This is a genomic window from Falsiruegeria mediterranea M17 (genome assembly GCF_900302455.1).
GTDB classification, from domain to species: Bacteria; Pseudomonadota; Alphaproteobacteria; order Rhodobacterales; family Rhodobacteraceae; genus Falsiruegeria; species Falsiruegeria mediterranea.
Window position 1 is genome coordinate 81,614 of the sequence record NZ_ONZG01000011.1, and the last position, 16,936, is coordinate 98,549.

General features: G+C 58.4%; 17 protein-coding genes. 7 read left to right on the plus strand and 10 right to left on the minus strand.

Annotated elements, in window-relative coordinates:
• Positions 1 to 191 precede the first annotated feature (191 nt).
• Entirely contained in the window at positions 192 to 2,375 is a 2,184-nt protein-coding gene (locus TRM7615_RS19495; RefSeq protein WP_108790838.1) for a transglycosylase domain-containing protein, read from the minus strand.
• A 258-nt stretch (positions 2,376 to 2,633) separates the two neighbouring features.
• Here TRM7615_RS19495 and TRM7615_RS19500 point away from each other — a divergent pair, with 258 nt between their 5' ends.
• The gene (locus tag TRM7615_RS19500) at positions 2,634 to 2,972 is read left to right on the plus strand and encodes a P-II family nitrogen regulator (protein ID WP_085793953.1); all 339 of its coding nucleotides are present in this window, start codon (positions 2,634 to 2,636) and stop codon (positions 2,970 to 2,972) included.
• Between the two features lie 34 nt (positions 2,973 to 3,006).
• Positions 3,007 to 4,323 carry an ammonium transporter AmtB gene (locus TRM7615_RS19505; protein ID WP_108790840.1) on the plus strand — a complete coding sequence of 439 codons (1,317 nt, stop codon included), beginning with the start codon at positions 3,007 to 3,009 and terminating at the stop codon, positions 4,321 to 4,323.
• 59 nt (positions 4,324 to 4,382) lie between these two features.
• On the opposite strand, the gene TRM7615_RS19510 is transcribed toward TRM7615_RS19505, so the two are convergent.
• The 3 genes from TRM7615_RS19510 to sseA form a co-directional block, all read right to left on the minus strand.
• Positions 4,383 to 5,576 (minus strand): patatin-like phospholipase family protein, encoded by a 1,194-nt coding sequence (locus TRM7615_RS19510; RefSeq protein ID WP_108790842.1) that lies wholly within the window; start codon positions 5,574 to 5,576, stop codon positions 4,383 to 4,385.
• Between the two features lie 133 nt (positions 5,577 to 5,709).
• Positions 5,710 to 6,894: an amino acid aminotransferase gene (locus tag TRM7615_RS19515; protein ID WP_108790844.1), complete on the minus strand. Its 1,185-nt coding sequence runs from the start codon at positions 6,892 to 6,894 to the stop codon at positions 5,710 to 5,712.
• The gene (sseA, locus tag TRM7615_RS19520; RefSeq protein WP_108790846.1) at positions 6,894 to 7,748 is read right to left on the minus strand and encodes a 3-mercaptopyruvate sulfurtransferase; all 855 of its coding nucleotides are present in this window, start codon (positions 7,746 to 7,748) and stop codon (positions 6,894 to 6,896) included. The genes TRM7615_RS19515 and sseA overlap by 1 nt, the downstream gene beginning before the upstream one ends.
• Before the next feature lie 187 nt (positions 7,749 to 7,935).
• On the opposite strand from sseA, the gene TRM7615_RS19525 reads away from it, so the two are divergent.
• From TRM7615_RS19525 to TRM7615_RS19535, 3 genes are read left to right on the plus strand one after another with little or no spacing between them, the layout of a single operon-like run.
• Positions 7,936 to 8,280 carry a hypothetical protein gene (locus tag TRM7615_RS19525; protein WP_108790848.1) on the plus strand — a complete coding sequence of 115 codons (345 nt, stop codon included), beginning with the start codon at positions 7,936 to 7,938 and terminating at the stop codon, positions 8,278 to 8,280.
• Between the two features lie 44 nt (positions 8,281 to 8,324).
• Positions 8,325 to 9,047 (plus strand): HupE/UreJ family protein, encoded by a 723-nt coding sequence (locus tag TRM7615_RS19530; RefSeq protein WP_108790850.1) that lies wholly within the window; start codon positions 8,325 to 8,327, stop codon positions 9,045 to 9,047.
• 20 nt (positions 9,048 to 9,067) lie between these two features.
• Entirely contained in the window at positions 9,068 to 9,673 is a 606-nt protein-coding gene (locus TRM7615_RS19535; RefSeq protein WP_108790852.1) for a transmembrane anchor protein, read from the plus strand.
• A gap of 45 nt (positions 9,674 to 9,718) precedes the next feature.
• On the opposite strand, the gene TRM7615_RS19540 is transcribed toward TRM7615_RS19535, so the two are convergent.
• The 5 genes from TRM7615_RS19540 to TRM7615_RS19560 all read right to left on the minus strand — a co-directional run bounded on the left by TRM7615_RS19540 (position 9,719) and on the right by TRM7615_RS19560 (position 13,649).
• On the minus strand, positions 9,719 to 10,021 hold the full coding sequence (locus TRM7615_RS19540; protein ID WP_125133714.1) for a CBU_0592 family membrane protein: 303 nt from the start codon (positions 10,019 to 10,021) through the stop codon (positions 9,719 to 9,721).
• A 75-nt stretch (positions 10,022 to 10,096) separates the two neighbouring features.
• Positions 10,097 to 11,797, minus strand: coding sequence for a hypothetical protein (locus tag TRM7615_RS19545; RefSeq protein ID WP_108790856.1), 1,701 nt, complete (start codon positions 11,795 to 11,797; stop codon positions 10,097 to 10,099).
• 83 nt (positions 11,798 to 11,880) lie between these two features.
• Positions 11,881 to 12,357: an SsrA-binding protein SmpB gene (smpB, locus tag TRM7615_RS19550; RefSeq protein ID WP_108790858.1), complete on the minus strand. Its 477-nt coding sequence runs from the start codon at positions 12,355 to 12,357 to the stop codon at positions 11,881 to 11,883.
• A 56-nt stretch (positions 12,358 to 12,413) separates the two neighbouring features.
• Complete coding sequence (locus TRM7615_RS19555) at positions 12,414 to 12,683, minus strand: CBU_0592 family membrane protein (RefSeq protein ID WP_108790860.1); 270 nt, start codon at positions 12,681 to 12,683, stop codon at positions 12,414 to 12,416.
• A 69-nt stretch (positions 12,684 to 12,752) separates the two neighbouring features.
• On the minus strand, positions 12,753 to 13,649 hold the full coding sequence (locus TRM7615_RS19560) for a LysR family transcriptional regulator (RefSeq protein ID WP_108790862.1): 897 nt from the start codon (positions 13,647 to 13,649) through the stop codon (positions 12,753 to 12,755).
• 86 nt (positions 13,650 to 13,735) lie between these two features.
• Here TRM7615_RS19560 and TRM7615_RS19565 point away from each other — a divergent pair, with 86 nt between their 5' ends.
• Positions 13,736 to 14,374, plus strand: coding sequence for a class I SAM-dependent methyltransferase (locus tag TRM7615_RS19565; protein WP_108790864.1), 639 nt, complete (start codon positions 13,736 to 13,738; stop codon positions 14,372 to 14,374).
• 15 nt (positions 14,375 to 14,389) lie between these two features.
• Here TRM7615_RS19565 and TRM7615_RS19570 read toward each other — a convergent pair whose 3' ends face one another.
• Positions 14,390 to 15,205, minus strand: coding sequence for a sulfotransferase family protein (locus TRM7615_RS19570; protein ID WP_108790866.1), 816 nt, complete (start codon positions 15,203 to 15,205; stop codon positions 14,390 to 14,392).
• A 146-nt stretch (positions 15,206 to 15,351) separates the two neighbouring features.
• Here TRM7615_RS19570 and TRM7615_RS19575 point away from each other — a divergent pair, with 146 nt between their 5' ends.
• Entirely contained in the window at positions 15,352 to 16,929 is a 1,578-nt protein-coding gene (locus tag TRM7615_RS19575; protein ID WP_108790868.1) for a DUF5928 domain-containing protein, read from the plus strand.
• The last annotated feature ends 7 nt before the right edge of the window (positions 16,930 to 16,936 follow it).

Consider the following 16,936-nt stretch of genomic DNA (forward strand, 5'->3'; position numbering starts at 1 on the left):
GAAAAAAAGACTGTAAAAGGCCGCCGATAGTTCGGGCGGCCTTTTTTTGAGGTATATCACGACGCGTTGTCAAAAAAACGGGGGTACTCCCGCCCGTCGTCGATGCCCTTGACGGGCACCTCCTCTCGTTGGGCCGGGCGCCTCGCCTTCGGCTCGGCGCGGTACCGCAGAACGCAGTGACCCGTCGCAAATCAGTTGCGACCGCCAAAGATATCTTTGAGCAATTTGTCGACCGCATCCCCCAAGCCGCCGCCCTTGTTACGTTTGGGTTCGGGGATACGTGTGGGCTGGACTGGCGCACGCATGGGCAGAGGTTTCGGAGCCAGACCGTCCTGTACGCGCACCATCGTCTCATGCCAAATCTCGGCAGGCAGACCACCGCCCGTCACGCCGGACAGGGGCGTATTGTCGTCATAGCCCATCCACACGCCCGTAACATAATCCGCAGTGAAGCCAATGAACCATGCATCTCGGGCGGCTTGGGTCGTACCGGTCTTGCCCGCCGCCTGCCAACCCGGCAGCGCCGCGCGTCGACCGGACCCTTCAGAGACGACCTTTTCCATCATCCAGATCAACTGTTCCGCTGCAGCCGTCTGAATGACGCGCTCTCCGATGCCGCCACCGGTGCCCATCAGCGGCGTGTCATCGCCCAGCAACTGCAGTTCGATCAAACCATAGGGTGTTACCGACGAACCGCCGTTCAGGATACCAGCATAAGCGCCAGTCATTTCCAGCAGCGTGCTTTCGGACGCGCCAAGGGCCAGCGCCGGACCCGCTGCCAGATCGCTGTCGATGCCAAAATCAGCAGCCACCTTGCGCACCAGATCGCGCCCCACCGCTTCGGAGACTTCCACCGCTGGAATGTTCAGCGAGTCCTTGAGCGCCTGTGTCAGCGTCACCTGGCCATAATGCTTGTTGGTGTAGTTCTTGGGGCACCATTCGCCCGAGCCCGGAATATTCAGGCAATATGGCGCGTCCACGACCGTATCGAGCGGGGAATGACCCAGCTCAAGCGCGGTGGCATAGACAAAGGGTTTGAAGGCCGATCCGGTTTGTCGCAACGCTTGCGTCGCCCGATTGAACGCCCCCGTCACACGGGTCTTGCGACCGCCCACCATGCCGCGCACGGCGCCGTCCGCCGACATGACCACAATCGCGGCCTGCGCTTTGGACCCTTTGCGCACCTTTTCCTGGAACACAAAGTTCATCGCCTCTTCGGCCGAGGTCTGAATGCGCTGATCCAGCGTGGTGCGAATGATCACATCTTCGGTTGTATTGCGGGTGAAATATTCGGGTCCGCTCGACATCACCCAATCTGCAAAGTAGCCCCCTGCTCGCGCCGCCGCCGCCGCCGACAGCTCGGCCGGATTGGCACGAGCACCATTCGCTTCGGCCGTGGTCAGATAGCCTTGGTCCTCCATCAGCCCCACAATGACCTGGGCGCGATCCTGCGAGCGCTTGAGGTTGTTGGTCGGCGCATAGCGCGTCGGCGCCACCAGAAGTCCCGCCAGCATCGCGGCCTGAGCCGGGTCGACCTCGGCCGCTGATTTGCCAAAGTAGCGCTGGCTGGCGGCCTCGAACCCACGCGCACCGGCACCCAGAAACGCACGGTTCAGATAGATGGTCAGGATCTCATCCTTGGAGTATTTCACCTCCATCGCCATCGAATAGACGGCTTCCTTGATCTTGCGCCACAGCGAGCCCTGGCGGCAGTCGTCCTCATAGGCTTTCTCAGAGTCCCACTGCGTCTCGTCATAGGGCACGCCCAGACACAACAGCTTGGCAGTCTGCTGGGTGATTGTCGAACCACCATGGCCCGACAATGGCCCGCGTCCCTCGCTCAGGTTGATGCGCACAGCACTGGCAACGCCACGGGGGCTGATGCCAAAATGGCGATAGAACCGCTTATCCTCAGTCGCGATGACCGCGTTTTTAAGATGCGGCGACACAGTTTCGGTCGTCACAACACCGCCAAACTGATCCCCACGCCAGGCAAAAACGTTACCGTCCTTGTCCAGCATAGTCACCGACCCCCGCGCCCGGCCATCGAGCAACGCGGTCACATCCGGCAGCGTGGTGTAAACCAAACCGACGGCCAGCCCGATCAGAAGTGCGACGATCATGCCGATACGCCAAGTGAAGCCCCAGATCAGACCGAACACCCAACCGATGAACCGACGCAAGGCGCCGATGATCCCACCACCGCCTCCCTTTTTGCGAGTCGGCTTGCGGGTCTTGCGGCTGGCCGTTCTCTTGTTGGCTGCATTCTTCTTGGGCGCTGCTTTGGATTTCGGTTTGGTCGCTTTTGTCCGCGTCGCAGACCCGTATCTTTTGTCTGCAACCAATGGCGGTTTGCGCCGCTTTGAATCACTCATGCTCTACCCTGCCCGGCTTTGGCTTTTGGGGCACAATACCCCGGCGCGCGCTGGGTGTTGAGGTGTTATTCACATTCAATTCCCCTTTCGCGTTCGCCCAAGATTTAATCAAAAGCGACATTTTGTGCAAAAAATGTGCAAATCTTCCAGATTTTCGCATGATTTCCGCTGCGCCACGGTTTCTCTGCATCGCAGCAACGGTCTTGATCACGTCATCAAGACACGCAGGGCACCGCCTGCTCAACCGAGGGGAACACAGTGAAACTCATCATCGCAACGATTAAGCCGTTCAAGCTGGAGGAGGTCCGCGAAGCGCTGACCGAGGCTGGCATTCGCGGCATGATGGTCACCGAGATCAAGGGCTTTGGATCACAATCAGGCCACACCGAAATCTACCGCGGCGCGGAATACGCCGTGAATTTTGTCCCCAAGATCAAGCTGGAAATCGTCGTTGCCGCGTCGATGGTCGATCAGATCGTCGAAACCATATCCAGCACCGCCCGCACCGGCAAGATCGGTGACGGCAAGATCTTTGTCCTGGACGTCGAGCAGGCCGTGCGCGTGCGCACCGGGGAAACCAACGACGACGCGCTTTAAGCGCCCGCACACTCTTATCCAAGGGAAAATCGAAATGAACCTTCTCAAGACACTTCCTGCTGCGGCCGCGCTGATTGCCCTGCCGTCGCTGGCCCTGGCGCAGGATACTGCCGCACCCGGCTTTGACGAAATCGGCCCCTACATCATGACCACGTTGTTGTTCTGCATGGCGGGCTTTCTGGTCTTCTTCATGGCGGCAGGGTTCGCCATGCTCGAAGGTGGCCTGGTGCGTTCCAAGAACGTCACCATGCAGATGACCAAGAATATCGCGCTCTATTCGATTGCAGCGATCATGTATTGGTTTGTGGGCTTCAACACGATGTACCCCGGCGATTTCAATGGCTTCTTCGCCATCGGCGGGCCGACCGTGCTGGACGCGGTTGGCGTGTCGGCAGCGGACGCGGCGCTGGATTATGCCTCTGTAGGCTCTGACTTCTTCTTCCAGCTGGTGTTTGTGGCAGCGACCGCGTCGATTGTGTCGGGTGCATTGGCCGAGCGGATCAAGCTTTGGCCCTTCCTGATCTTCGTCGTGGTTCTGACTGGTCTGATGTACCCCATCTCCGGTTCGTGGAAATGGGGCGGCGGCTGGTTGGATGCCATGGGCTTCCAGGACTTCGCCGGTTCGACCGTTGTACACTCGGTCGGTGGCTGGGCCGCTCTGGCAGGTGCCATCGTGCTGGGCCCGCGTATCGGTAAATACGGTAAAGACGGCAAGGTTATCCCTATCCCGGGTTCGAACCTGGCGCTGGCCACTCTGGGTACCTTCATCCTGTGGCTGGGTTGGTTCGGCTTCAACGGCGGCTCGCAGCTGGCCATGGGCACCGTGGGTGACGTGTCGGACGTGTCGCGCATCTTTGCCAACACCAACATGGCTGCGGCCGCTGGCGCCGTGACCGCGCTGATCCTGACACAGGTGATGTTCAAGAAGCCTGACCTGACCATGGTGCTGAACGGTGCCCTGGCTGGCCTGGTGTCGATCACTGCCGAGCCGTTGGCCCCGACCCTGTTCGGCTCGCTGTGGATCGGTGCAGTGGGTGGTGTGATCGTGGTCTTCGCCGTGCCCTTCCTGGACAAACTGAAGATCGACGACGTCGTTGGTGCGATCCCCGTTCACCTCTGTGCCGGCATCTGGGGCACCATCGCAGTGATCTTCTACAACTCGGACGCAACCCTGATGACACAGCTGACCGGCATCGTGGCCTATGGTGTCTTCACCTTCGCTGTCAGCCTGGTGCTGTGGTTCATCCTGAAAGCGACCCTGGGCATCCGCGTCAGCGAAGAGGATGAGGTCAACGGTCTCGACATGGCTGAACTTGGGATGGAAGCCTATCCCGAATTCTCGCGCGGCTGATCCGACGCCGATCTGAACCAACGGCCCGAGCCTCCCGGCTCGGGCCTTTTTCATGCGCTCTACTCAAAGTCGTCGGTCGTCCAGTCCTGAATGTCATACAGCCACCCTTCTGACGCGCTGCCCGCTGCATGGCCTACGGTGAACAGAGCGTTCATATAATCGCGATCAAACGGCTCATCCGGCTTATGCGTGAAGTCGCGCGGAATATAGGTGATGTTGGCACCCAGCCCGTCCCGCTTGGCAAGCGACAGGATGCTTTCAATGTTCCCAATGCTCTGCGAGCGGATCAGCATCTCGAACGCGCGATCAGCCACGGCAGTGGCGTTACCTGGCAAGGGTTCGAACGTGGGTTCCAGCGTCTTGTTGTGGATCAGCCAGATGGTGTTGTCTCGTCCGGTCAACCCCGCCTGACGCAACATCTGCCCCATGGGAAGGCCGGGGGGATAGACAAACACCTCGCGCGTCAGCCCACCATCCACATGCAGCTCTTCACGGCGGATGTCGCCATCTGTCACTTCGATGGTGATGGGCGGGAAAACCACCGGAATCGCGGCCGAGGCCAAGATGACATCGCGGATCAGGGCGCGCGCCTGCGGCGTTTCGATCTGCGCCATCTGGCCAATATCCCAAAGCACCGGCCGCTCGGCGTCGATGTTGGTCGTGCCCACCAACAGGCGCCTACCCTTGCGATGCTCGGCGCCAATGGCAGTAATCAGATCATCCGTCAGTTCACGCTCGATCGCCGCTCGCAAAGGGGTCGTCTTACCCAGGAACCCGCGCCCAAAGATCGCGCCCGCCACATCCAGCCGAGCCACGTCTCGCGTGGTTGTTTGAGTGTAGAACCGCTTGAGCCGCGCATCGTAACCCGAGCCCAGAAAGGCAAACGGAGCGATCAGGGAACCTGTTGAAATCCCAGTGACAATGTCAAAGTCTGGCCGTTTCCCCGAAGTCGTCCAACCGTTCAGCACACCTGCGCCGTATGCCCCGTGCTGCCCACCCCCCGAAAGCGCTAAGATATTCAACCCGCGACCGCGTGGCACCTGTGTCAATGTTGGCTTTAGATGCTCTTGCAGCGTCACCAGCGCCTCGCGACCGCCATCTTCGAACTGACGCACGTCGGATGACGCTGCCGACGGATAAAACCGCTCATAGGTCTCGGCGGTCGGAGTCACATTTGTGCGGTCGTAACTGCTTGCGCAGGCGACCAGAACGAGGCTCAACACAAGCGAAAGGGCAAATCGGATACTGGTCATGGCGCGGCACGTGAAAATCAGGGAGCGATGGCCAGCCGTTGCCACAGATTGGGGAACAAAAAAAGCCGCCTGGTGTAAAAACAGGCGGCTTTTTCGTCATTTTTGGCAAATTAACGCCGGTTGTCGCCGAATATCAAATACCAGCGTCAACAATGGCCTTGGCCAGGATCGGTACGGTCTGTGCGTTCAGGCCTGCGATGTTCATGCGGCTGTCGCCCACCATGTAGATCGCGTGCTCTGCGCGCAGCTTCTCGACCAGCTCGGGCGTGGTGCCTAGACGCGAGAACATGCCGCGGTGCTGCGCGATAAAACTAAAGCGGTCAGATCCACTCAAACGCTGCAGTTCGTCCGCAAGCTGCTGACGCAGACCCAGCATAGAGACGCGCACGTCCTCCAGCTCGGCCATCCAGTCGGCACGCAGGGCATCGTCGTTCAGGATGGTGGTTACGATCCGCGCACCGTGATCGGGCGGGAAGGAGTAATTCTGGCGGTTCAGGAATGCCAGCGTCGCTTGGTTCAGTGCTGTCTGACTGCTATCGTTCGACACAGCCATCAGTAGGCCAGTACGCTCGCGATAGACACCGAAGTTCTTGGAGCAGGACGCCGCAATCAGGCATTCCTTGACCGACGAGGCCACCAGACGCACGGCCTGCGCATCCTCTTCCAGACCATCACCAAAGCCCTGATAAGCAATGTCGACCATCGCAACCAGGTTTTGGGCGTTGATCAGGTTCACGATCTCTTGCCACTGCACCAAGTTCAGGTTCGCGCCGGTCGGGTTATGACAGCAGCCGTGCAGCAGTACCACATCGCCCGCCTTGGCGGTCTTCAGATCCTCGATCATCCCGTCGAAATCGACGCCACGTGTCTCGCTGTCGAAATAGCGGTAGGGCACAGTTTCCATACCCAGGTAGTTCAGGATCGAGATGTGGTTCGGCCAGGTCGGGTTCGACACGAACACCCGCGCCTCGGGCGAGGCCATCTGGATCAGTTCAAATGCCTGACGGCAGGCACCGGTGCCACCGGGGGTCGCCGCTGCGCCCACGTTTTCACGCGCGACGGCATCGCCCAGGATCAGTTTGATCATCGCGTCCGAATAGGCCGGGTCGCCTACCAGGCCGACATAAGACTTGGACTGCTGCTCTTCCCAGATCTTCTGCTCGGCCACCTTGACCGCACGCATCACCGGTGTGACGCCCTCGGCGTTCTTGTACACACCCACGCCAAGGTCGATCTTGGTATCGCGCGGGTCTTCGCGATAGGCTTGCATCAGCGCCAGGATCTTGTCTGCTGGCTGCGCTTTGAGGTTTTCGAACATCAGTTCTCTCCGGTTGCGACGGGCAGGGTCGGGAAGGCACCCCATTCAGCCCAGGAGCCGTCATAAAGCGAGTAATCGGATTTACCCAAGCGGTGCAGGGCCAGTGCCAGAATGGCAGCAGTCACGCCTGATCCGCAGGTGGTGATGGCGGGTTTCGACAAATCGACCCCGGCGGCCTCGAAAATCTCGCGGCACTGATCGGGGGATTTCATCGTCCCGTTCTTGTTCAACAGCGTATTGAACGGCACATTTTTCGAGCCAGGGATATGGCCCGACCGCAAGCCTTCGCGCGGCTCAGCCGCTTCGCCTCGGAACCGGGGTGCTGACCGCGCGTCGATGATTTCATGATCGTCCAGCTTGGCAGCAGAGGACACTTGCGTCACATCGCGGACCAGATGGTTTTGCACTCGAACGGTCATGTGGCGATCACGAACGACCGGCGGCAGATCCTCGATCTCGTTCCCCTCGACTTGCCATTTGGGCAATCCGCCGTCCAGAACGGCAACATTGTCCTGGCCCATCAGCTTGAACAGCCACCACACGCGCGCGGCTGACATCAGACCAGCACCATCATAGACGACGACCTGATGCCCATCACCCACGCCCATGGCCCGCATCCGCGACATGAACTTTTCCACCGGCGGCACCATATGCGGCAGGTCCGAGCGACGGTCGGAAATGTCGTCGATGTCAAAGAACCGGGCGCCGGGAATATGCGCAGCCTGATACTCGGCATGCGGGTCGCGGTTTTCGGTCGGCAGATACCAGGATGCATCCAGCACCCGCAGGTCCGGATCCTTGAGATGATCGGCCAGCCAGCTTGTAGATACGAGTGTTTTCGGATCGTCGGTCATACATGCCTCCCCTATGCGCTAGATTGTCCGTATACCCACAAGAAATCTGGCGCAAGTCAAGCACGGGACGATGCGACATGAGAACCGTCTCTCTGGCGTGGTTTTGCTCCAAAATGCGACCTTTGCATTCTTGACCTCATCCCCCCAGGGGGGATATGTCAGGGAAAACCCAATCGAGCATCCGGTCATGGGCAGACCCGTCCACACGTTGCAGTTCCTGTTTGTCGCCGTCCTGACGGTGGCGATTCTGCTGCAAGGTCTGACGGGAATTGCCAGGCACCTGCCCCAATTCGAACCCGAACTCGCGGCGCAGATCAAAGATCACGGACATGCCCATGACCCGGTGGCAGACATCCTGTGGTCGGCGCACGGTCACAGCCATGACGTTGCCGATCACGACCACAACCCGGTGATGGCCATCCTAGATGACATGTCTGCACCCATCTCTCCCCGTGTCAAAGAAACCCTGATGACCCCGCCCCTGGTGGCGTGGAACTTGCGGCCAACGCTGGAGCGGCCTCCAAGAGCCTGACGTTTCCCTTATCGAAACCTCAACACACTCTCTTGGAGCATATCATGACTTCTATTCCCCTTGGTGGGGTTGGATGGCGTTCGCGCGTCATTGCGACCTTGCTGGGCTTGGCCGCGCTGTGGATCAGCGCAAGCACAGCCGCCGCCCATAACGTGACCCCGGGTGATGCCGGTTACATTCAGGAAATCTGGGGCGTCAAACTGATCCCCTTTGCCTATCTGGGCGCCAAACATATGGTGACGGGATACGACCATATCCTGTTTCTGTTCGGTGTCGTCTTCTTCCTTTATCGGATGCAGCACGTCGCCATCTATGTCAGCCTCTTTGCCCTTGGGCATTCCACAACCATGCTGTTGGGCGTCTGGTTCGGCTGGAACGTCAACGCCTATCTGATCGACGCCATCATCGGCCTGTCTGTCGTCTACAAAGCGCTGGACAACCTGGGCGCCTATCAGCGCTGGTTTGGGTTTCAGCCCAACACCAAGTTGGCCACGCTCATCTTCGGCTTTTTCCACGGGCTGGGATTGGCCACCAAAATCCTGGACTACGACATCGCGCAGGACGGGCTGTTGCCCAACCTGCTGGCCTTCAACGTAGGGGTCGAGATCGGGCAGGTTCTGGCCTTGTCGCTGATCTTGATTGTCATGGGTTACTGGCGTCGCAGTGCCAGCTTTTGGATCCATGCCTATACCGCCAACGTCGTGATGATGACCGCCGGGTTTGTCCTGATGGGCTACCAGCTCACCGGTCTTGTCCTGTCTTCCTAACCCGAACATCGAGATATCCAATGTACAACGCAGAAAAACCCAATCCCGCAGAGCTGCCAAGCAGCGCACAACTGCTGAAATCCACCATCATCGCTGCAGCAGCGGCCGCAGTCGTCCTGATCGCCATCGTCTTGCCTGCCGAATACGGCATCGACCTCACCCGATTGGGGCGTGTTCTGGGCCTGACCGAGATGGGAGAGATCAAATCACAGCTGGCGGATGAAGCGGAGCAAGACCGTCAAGCCGCCGAGCAGGATCAATCGCACCTATTAGACGTGTTCATCTCTGCCGCCCACGCGCAAGAGGCCGAGGTTTGGCAGGACGAGCTGAGCTTTGAGCTGACGCCAGGCCAAGGCGCCGAATGGAAACTGGTGATGGACCAAGGGGCAAGTGCCGAATATCGCTGGTACACCTCAGACGGGCGCGTGAACTATGACCTGCATGGCGATGGCAGTGGCAAGTCGATCTCGTACAAAAAGGGCCGCGGAGTGGAGAGTGAGACAGGAACCATCGACGCCGCCTTTACCGGCAACCACGGCTGGTTCTTTCGCAATCGCACCAGTGCACCACTGACGGTGACCCTGCAACTGCGCGGGGCCTATACCGACATCAAGCGCACCTTCTGACACCGGCGGGGCGGCCCAATTGCCGCCCCTCTTTCCACTGGGAGATCATTGCTGCCCCGACCCATACCAATCCCGTTTGGTGGCACGTCGGTACCGCAAACACAGCCCCACGACGCCGATGCCCAGAAAGCTGACCTGGATCAGCGCCGCAGACAGGTTGAAGTCGACCGTCAGGCTGATCAGCACCAGCACCGCGCCTGCGACCTTGCTTGCCGAATAGAGCAGCCCCTCGCCATTGATCCATTGCAGTTGCAACGCTGCAAATCCGCCGATGTAGCTGAAAAATCCAAAAACTCCGGCGACGCGACACAGCACGTCGACGTCCAACCAATATTCAAAGCCAATCATATCAATACCTATAAAATGCCCGCCAACCTTGCGAAAATCCAAGTCAGTTGGCATATCCCAAATGGGGTACGGGCCTCACTTTTCGGAAGCCGCCACCTTGGAAAGCGCCACCCGCCAATGGCGAAAGAACACCAAACGTCCGGCATCAGGAAAAAGCTGGAAATCAATCCAAGGATAGGCCCGCTGATATTCGGCCAAGGTTTCTCGCGGCACCTGGGTGTCCTGCAGACCGCATAGAAACGAAATCGGAACCGTACCGCGAACAGAGGTCAACCATCGCCCCCAATCCTGGGTCATCTGATAAGCCGTCAGCCGTGCGAACATCTCATGCGCGGAATGACCCTGGGACAGGGTCAAATCCGTTCCCTGCAAGATCGCTTGCCGCACGCCCGGATTGGCGAACGTGTCCATATCAGCCCGCGAGCCACCAAACACGGCGCGCACAAAAGCCTCTTTGCCTTGACGACGCGCCATCAGGAAGCCCGCTTTGACAATGAACGGCAGCAATCGGGGCGAGAAATGCGCTGTCGCCAGAATGAAGCGATGCCATTTGTCCATGCGCGCCAATTGCATATCCCCATGCACAGGCAAAACCCCAGAAAAGGCGACAATCGCGCGTGACCGGTGCGGGAATTGCTCGGCAAAACGCAGTGCCAGCACAAAGTCGATACCGATGGCCATATGCGCGCATTTGTCGATCTGCAACTCGTCCAACAGATGGGCCACATCCTGAACAATGGCCTGCGTCACATCCACGTCGGCAGGGATCGGGTCAGACGCGCCATAGCCCCCTCGAACAGGGACGATGACCCGCAACCCCATGCGGATCGCTGCCACCTCGGCCTGGCTGGGCCAGACGTGAAAGCCGTAGTCCGAAGGCCAAAAGACCAATGGCGTACCCGAGCGGGCGCCAAACGTCCGGTATTGCAACCGACGCCCGTCCGGCAGGGCGAGCATCTGGAACTGCGGGTTAGTTTCCAAAGTCGGCGATGCAGGCGGCGCCAAAGCCGTTATGGGCAGAACCAGCCGCACCAGCTCGACCTGAGATTTGGTCTCGGTCTTGTGCAGAATCGTCTTCAACTGGGTTCGCACCAGCGCAATGGCCCGTCCACGCAAATCAGCGACTTCTTGCAGGCTGGTTGTCATCGTAAGGTGCCGGGCAATTTCAACCTCGGCCGTGGTTAGCCCAAAAGCCGCGCGCAGGGCACGTTCGACGCCAATGGGCCACGCCAGCATCGTCGTCGTAACCAGAGCCAACTGCTCATGCTGCGCAGTGTGGATCGGAACCAACTGCACGACGACAATCTGGCCCTTGTCCGCCCCACGCACCCGCAACAGACAACCCTGAGGGTCACCAGATTTGAACAATCGCTGCACCCGGTGCTGAATCACGTCGCAATCACCAATGTGAAACGGCAGTTGCTTGACACTGGACCCAATGGTCAATGCAAACTTTTGATGGGCTGCTTCATTGACTTGCATCACTCTGAGATCCGCGCCGATCGCAAATGCGGCGACCTGCTCAAAACGGCTCAGGACGGTGGTCAGTTCGCCCATCGGATCGTCCAGACGCTCCAGGAACTCTTCGGCCCGGTCCATGTGCCGCCCCAAATAGGGGACGTCCATCGCAACAGCTGCTGCGCCAAAGTGGGATTGCCAGAAATCCACCAGTTCTTCGAAACGGTCGGGGTTTAGGGCGACGTCATAAATTCGGTCCAGAACATCATCGTCCTGATCCGGGGGCCGTGACGGTTCTGCCCGGTTGGAAATATGCATAAGTAAATGACCTGCAAAATGCAGGTACACTGCCCTTGGCCAGGCGGCGAAACAAGTCCGGAATTCCCGGCCAGTCTTGCCGGTTAGCCGTGATCCTTGAGCAGACGTTGTTTCTGACGCGACCAATCGCGCTTGGCCTGGGTTTCGCGCTTGTCGTGGTTCTTCTTGCCCTTGGCGATGCCGATCTTGATCTTGGCCCGACCGCGGTGATTGAAATACAGAACCAGTGGCACCAGGGTCATCCCTTTGCGCTGCGTAGCATTCCACAAATCCGACAGTTCCTTGCGCGAGACGAGCAATTTACGCCGCCGCCGTTCCTCATGCTTGAACATCTTGGCCTGCTCATAAGGCGCGATGTAGGAATTCACGAGCCACAGTTCGCCATCATCCACCGTGGCATAGCTTTCGGCAATATTGGTTCCGCCGACACGCATCGACTTGACCTCGGACCCTTCGAGCATGATGCCGCATTCGAGATCTCTCTCGATTGCATAGTCGAAGCGGGCCCGCCGGTTCTCGGCAACCACCTTGTAGTTCGGATCTGTCTTTTGTTTGGCCATGGGGGCCAGATTTAGGCGCGCAAGCGTCCCGGCGCAAGCGGGTCTTGCACCGAAAATCAGCCTGAGCGGCGCGCGCGCAGGTTCTGAACAATTCCCACGACGCTGATGATGATCCAGAACCCTTCCATCAATATTGAAGCGAGGTTGAAGTTGTGGCTGAGCGAATAGATCAACAACAGCGCCCCCAACAGGTTGACCACCGGGAACATCAGGTCGTCCGAGTTCAAATAGCGCATCTGGGTGGCGAAATAGGCAAACGCAATGATCAGGGTGCCAAGCGTGCCAATGGCGTCGGGCCAACTGAGGGTGGAAATGAACTCGGACATGATAACTGCTCTGATTGATCTGCTAAGCGCCGTACCTCGCCCAGACCGGGCTGACAAGAGAACGACGATTTACGCCGCGTCCTTGGACAGGAAATCAGCCAGCAGATCAAACACCAACCGTATGCGGCGCGAGGTGTGCAACTCACGGTGGGTGGCCAGCCAGATCGGAAAGCGCACCGGCTCCAATGCGCTCACCACCCGTTCTACACTAGGACAGCGCCGCGCGACCTGATCTGCCATCAGCGAAAGGCCCAACCCCTGCTCGACCATGGCCCAGGCGGCGCTGCCCGATGTCGACCCCATGCGAAAGTTCTCGGACGATAGCTGGACACCTTGCTCGGCAAAGAACTCGATCATCCGCGAAATATCCCCGAATGAGATAAAATCGTGACGGGCGAGGTCCGCAACCGAATTGGGTCGTCCCCGTTCGGCCAGATAACCGGGTGCGGCATAGAGGTGCGCCGTCGTCTCTATTACCAGTCGCGCAAAGAGCTCGGGCTGTTCGGGGCGGACATGACGGATGGCGATATCCGCCTCGCGCATCTGCAGGTCTCGCAGGTCATCCGCCGATACCACATCGACCTCAAGCTTGGGGGCGACCTCGCGCAGGCGCAGTAACACGTGAGGCATGACATGGGTGCAAAACACCTCGGACGCGGTGATGCGCACGGTGCCGTCGATAGACTGCGATTGACCACTGGCCACCAATGACAGGTGCATCGCTGCCTCGCGCATGGAATTGGCGTGGCTCAGCATCTCTCGCCCCGCCTCGGTCAGCGCCACCGAGCGGCCAGACCTTTCAAAAAGCGTCACGCCCAAGGCTTGTTCCAAAGCCGCAATCTGGCGCCCGACAGTGGGCTGAGTTTGGCGCAAGACACGTGCCGCGGCAGACAAAGATCCCTCTTCCGCCGTCGCGAGAAAGGCCCGCACATGGGACCAGTCAAATGAGACACCCTGCCAATTCATGCGTTTGTGTATAGCAGGTGAACGGTTTTGGGCAATTCACCAATGGTTTTCGCATGAGTTATCACTCGCACAAAGGAGATCGCACTATGACCCAAGCGACTGCATTTTGGGATGGCATTGCCGAACGCTATGCCAAATCCCCCATCAAAGACGTCGAAGCTTATGAATACTCGCTGGAGCGCACCCGGTCCTATTTGAGCGCGGAAGACAATGTTCTGGAATTGGGCGCGGGCACCGGATCAACCGCCTTGCTGCTGGCCCCCAGCGTTGCACGTTACGTCGCCAGCGATCTGTCCCCGAAGATGACCGAAATCGGCCGAACCAAGGCCACCGATCAAGGAGTGACCAATGTGGAGTTCATTGCAGCGGATGTATCTGATCCGCAGTTGGCGGGCGCGTCTTATGATACAGTGCTGGCCCTGAACCTGCTTCATCTGCTGCCCAATCTTACCCAGGACTTGAAGCGCATTCATCAGATGGTCAAACCGGGTGGGCTTTTCATTTCGAAATCCGTCTGCTTGAACGCCAAGGGCCTGCCCCTGCGCCTGCGGATCATGAAACTGGCCATTCCGCTGATGCAGATGATCGGTAAAGCGCCTTTTGTACGCTCCCTTACGATCGAAGAACTGGAACGCGAGGTATCGGCCGCCGGGTTCGAGATCATCGAAACCGGCAACTATCCGGCCGCGCCCCCCAGCCGATATCTGGTGGCACGGCGCGTCTGATCCAGGCGCAAGCTGTCACGACAGCTTGGCGTGCACCTCATCCAGGTCGATTTGATCAACCGGCATTTTGTTGGCGGGATTTTCGAAGTCGTATTTGAACAGCTCGAAATCCCGTTTGTAGATCTCGTACACCAGATGCATCGACAGGTCGTCGAAGTAATCCTCGACCGGGTGAGCGCGTTTGGGTCCGTGACCTTCGGATTCGTTGAACCTGGGGATCTGCCCCAGATCCACTTTCACCGGGGTTTCGATGTGGTTCAGCACGTCCTGCATGCCGTCGTTGAACTGTTCCGTCCAAACAATGTTGTCATAGCGACCACCATTGGCGATGAAGGTCGAGACATGGCCGGACATCGCGGACCAGTGAATGTCCGGGTCCATCGGGCGGCGCCAGCGGATCGTGTCACGGGCAAAGAGCAGGAACCGGCGAAAGCTCTTGATCTGATCGAACTCCTGCTTGCCGTCGTCGCCGCCAACTTCGATTCCGTATTTGTAGATCAGCGTAGGCACCAGATTGCCACGATACCGCTTGCCGTTGCGCTGGATGCCGCAAATCTTGTCAAAGAACGACGACAGAATCCGTGTGTAGGGGTTGCGCACGCAGGTGAACGCGTATGACTTGTGCGCCTGTACATTGCGTGTGATGGGCCCCTGGCTTTCGTCCAATGCCCATTTGTGCATTCCCCCTTTGGCGTCATGAATGTCCCCATCAAAGAACTCGCCATGATCCGAGTAATACATGATCTGACCAATGGTCGAGCAGGCACATTTTGGCACCACTCGATACACAACACTTTCACTTTCCGTCATCCAGGTGCCTGGAAAACCCATCTGCCTTGCCTCCGTACCCCGTTTCGCCCTAGCTTAAGCCACAGGCGTCTTTGCCTCAAAAAACCAAATAAACCCTGTTTATTCAATCGGTCTTCACCTTTAACAGGGTAAACAAAGGGCAGAAACAAGGGTTCATCGTTTCCAATATGGCAAAAATTGCCTACATCTTGCTGTGCCACAAGGATCCGGATGCCATCATCATGCAGGCCGAGCGGCTCACTGCGGCCGGCGACTACATGGCGATCCACTTTGATGCCAGCGCCAAGTCAGAGCATTTTCGCAAAATCAAAACGGCCCTGTCTGACAACCCAAATGTCACATTTGCCCGCAAGCGCATCAAATGCGGTTGGGGGGAATGGTCCCTTGTTCAGGCCACGCTCTATGCGATCGAGGCGGCAGCCGACGAGTTTCCACGCGCCACACATTTCTACATGCTATCGGGCGATTGCATGGCCATCAAGACAGCCGAATACGCGCATCAGTTTCTGGACAACAACGACAAGGATTTTGTCGAAAGCTTTGACTACTTTGAAAGCGACTGGATCAAGACCGGCTGGAAAGAAGAACGGCTGATCTATCGCCATTGGTTCAACGAACGGACCCAGAAAAAGCGTTTCTATGCCATGTTCAACCTGCAAAAGCGGTTGGGTTGGACACGCGAGATTCCCCACGACATCCAGATCATGATCGGTAGCCAATGGTGGTGTCTGCGCCGCCGCACGGTCGAATGGATTCTGGAGTTCACCCGAACCCGCCGTGATGTCATGCGGTTTTTTGCCACCACATGGATTCCGGACGAGACGTTCTTTCAAACCCTTGTGCGTCACCTTATCCCCGAGGACGAGATCGACAGCCGCACGCTGACCTTTCTAATGTTCTCTGACTACGGGATGCCGGTCACCTTTTACAATGACCACTACGACCTGCTGCTCAGTCAGGATTTCCTGTTCGCACGCAAGATCAGCCCCGAAGCAAAAGAGCTCAAATCGCGGCTGGGTCGCCTTTACGCGGCCTATGACGTGCAGTTCCAGATCTCGAACGAGGGGCGCAGCCTGTTCAAGTTCCTGACCGGACGTGGCCGGATCGGCCGCCGGTTCGGCATGCGGTTTTGGGAGACCGAAAGCTCTCTGGGTCGAGAGCGCGAGTTGATGATCGTGGTGTGCAAGAAATGGCACGTGGCCAAGCGACTGCTGGAACACATGCGGCATGTAATGAATGTGCCAACCATCGAATATCTGTTCAATGAAGAAAGCGCGCCGTTACCGGACCTCGGCGGCATTCAGGCGACGTTGGAGAAGCGCACCCGTCACCGCCGCGCACTGATGCGGATGCTGTTCGAATATTATGACACCGATCGGCTGATCATCTGCATGGATCCGTCAAACCTTGACCTGATGCACGACTTCTTTTCGGACCGATCGATCACCCGCATGCTAGAGATCGAGTGCAAGTTCACCGACGAATACCTGATCGGTCATGCGCACCGCGTGGGGCTTGCAGGCGAACGCACCCCGCAAGCCACGCTGGAACGTCTGCTGCCCACGATCCGCAACGATCTGGCATATGAGGGCGACCGCATCCGCGACGCAGGCTTTGCCCGCTACGTGCGCATGCGCGAGTCAGCTCAACCCGAGGAAAACGCCGAAAAACTGTCCGAGTTCTTGTCGATCTCATGGGAGCAAGGACTGCGCCTTGCGCAGACCGACCATTTGTTTGCTGACTGATCCAAAC

What these genes read in the sequence shown, in the direction of transcription:
- TRM7615_RS19495 (WP_108790838.1), bottom strand. Translation starts at nt 2,375, where the DNA reads ATGAGTGATTCAAAGCGGCGCAAACCGCCATTGGTTGCAGACAAAAGA.
- TRM7615_RS19505 (WP_108790840.1), top strand. Translation starts at nt 3,007, where the DNA reads ATGAACCTTCTCAAGACACTTCCTGCTGCGGCCGCGCTGATTGCCCTG.
- TRM7615_RS19510 (WP_108790842.1), bottom strand. Translation starts at nt 5,576, where the DNA reads ATGACCAGTATCCGATTTGCCCTTTCGCTTGTGTTGAGCCTCGTTCTG.
- TRM7615_RS19515 (WP_108790844.1), bottom strand. Translation starts at nt 6,894, where the DNA reads ATGTTCGAAAACCTCAAAGCGCAGCCAGCAGACAAGATCCTGGCGCTG.
- sseA (WP_108790846.1), bottom strand. Translation starts at nt 7,748, where the DNA reads ATGACCGACGATCCGAAAACACTCGTATCTACAAGCTGGCTGGCCGAT.
- TRM7615_RS19525 (WP_108790848.1), top strand. Translation starts at nt 7,936, where the DNA reads ATGGGCAGACCCGTCCACACGTTGCAGTTCCTGTTTGTCGCCGTCCTG.
- TRM7615_RS19530 (WP_108790850.1), top strand. Translation starts at nt 8,325, where the DNA reads ATGACTTCTATTCCCCTTGGTGGGGTTGGATGGCGTTCGCGCGTCATT.
- TRM7615_RS19535 (WP_108790852.1), top strand. Translation starts at nt 9,068, where the DNA reads ATGTACAACGCAGAAAAACCCAATCCCGCAGAGCTGCCAAGCAGCGCA.
- TRM7615_RS19540 (WP_125133714.1), bottom strand. Translation starts at nt 10,021, where the DNA reads ATGATTGGCTTTGAATATTGGTTGGACGTCGACGTGCTGTGTCGCGTC.
- TRM7615_RS19545 (WP_108790856.1), bottom strand. Translation starts at nt 11,797, where the DNA reads ATGCATATTTCCAACCGGGCAGAACCGTCACGGCCCCCGGATCAGGAC.
- smpB (WP_108790858.1), bottom strand. Translation starts at nt 12,357, where the DNA reads ATGGCCAAACAAAAGACAGATCCGAACTACAAGGTGGTTGCCGAGAAC.
- TRM7615_RS19555 (WP_108790860.1), bottom strand. Translation starts at nt 12,683, where the DNA reads ATGTCCGAGTTCATTTCCACCCTCAGTTGGCCCGACGCCATTGGCACG.
- TRM7615_RS19560 (WP_108790862.1), bottom strand. Translation starts at nt 13,649, where the DNA reads ATGAATTGGCAGGGTGTCTCATTTGACTGGTCCCATGTGCGGGCCTTT.
- TRM7615_RS19565 (WP_108790864.1), top strand. Translation starts at nt 13,736, where the DNA reads ATGACCCAAGCGACTGCATTTTGGGATGGCATTGCCGAACGCTATGCC.
- TRM7615_RS19570 (WP_108790866.1), bottom strand. Translation starts at nt 15,205, where the DNA reads ATGGGTTTTCCAGGCACCTGGATGACGGAAAGTGAAAGTGTTGTGTAT.
- TRM7615_RS19575 (WP_108790868.1), top strand. Translation starts at nt 15,352, where the DNA reads ATGGCAAAAATTGCCTACATCTTGCTGTGCCACAAGGATCCGGATGCC.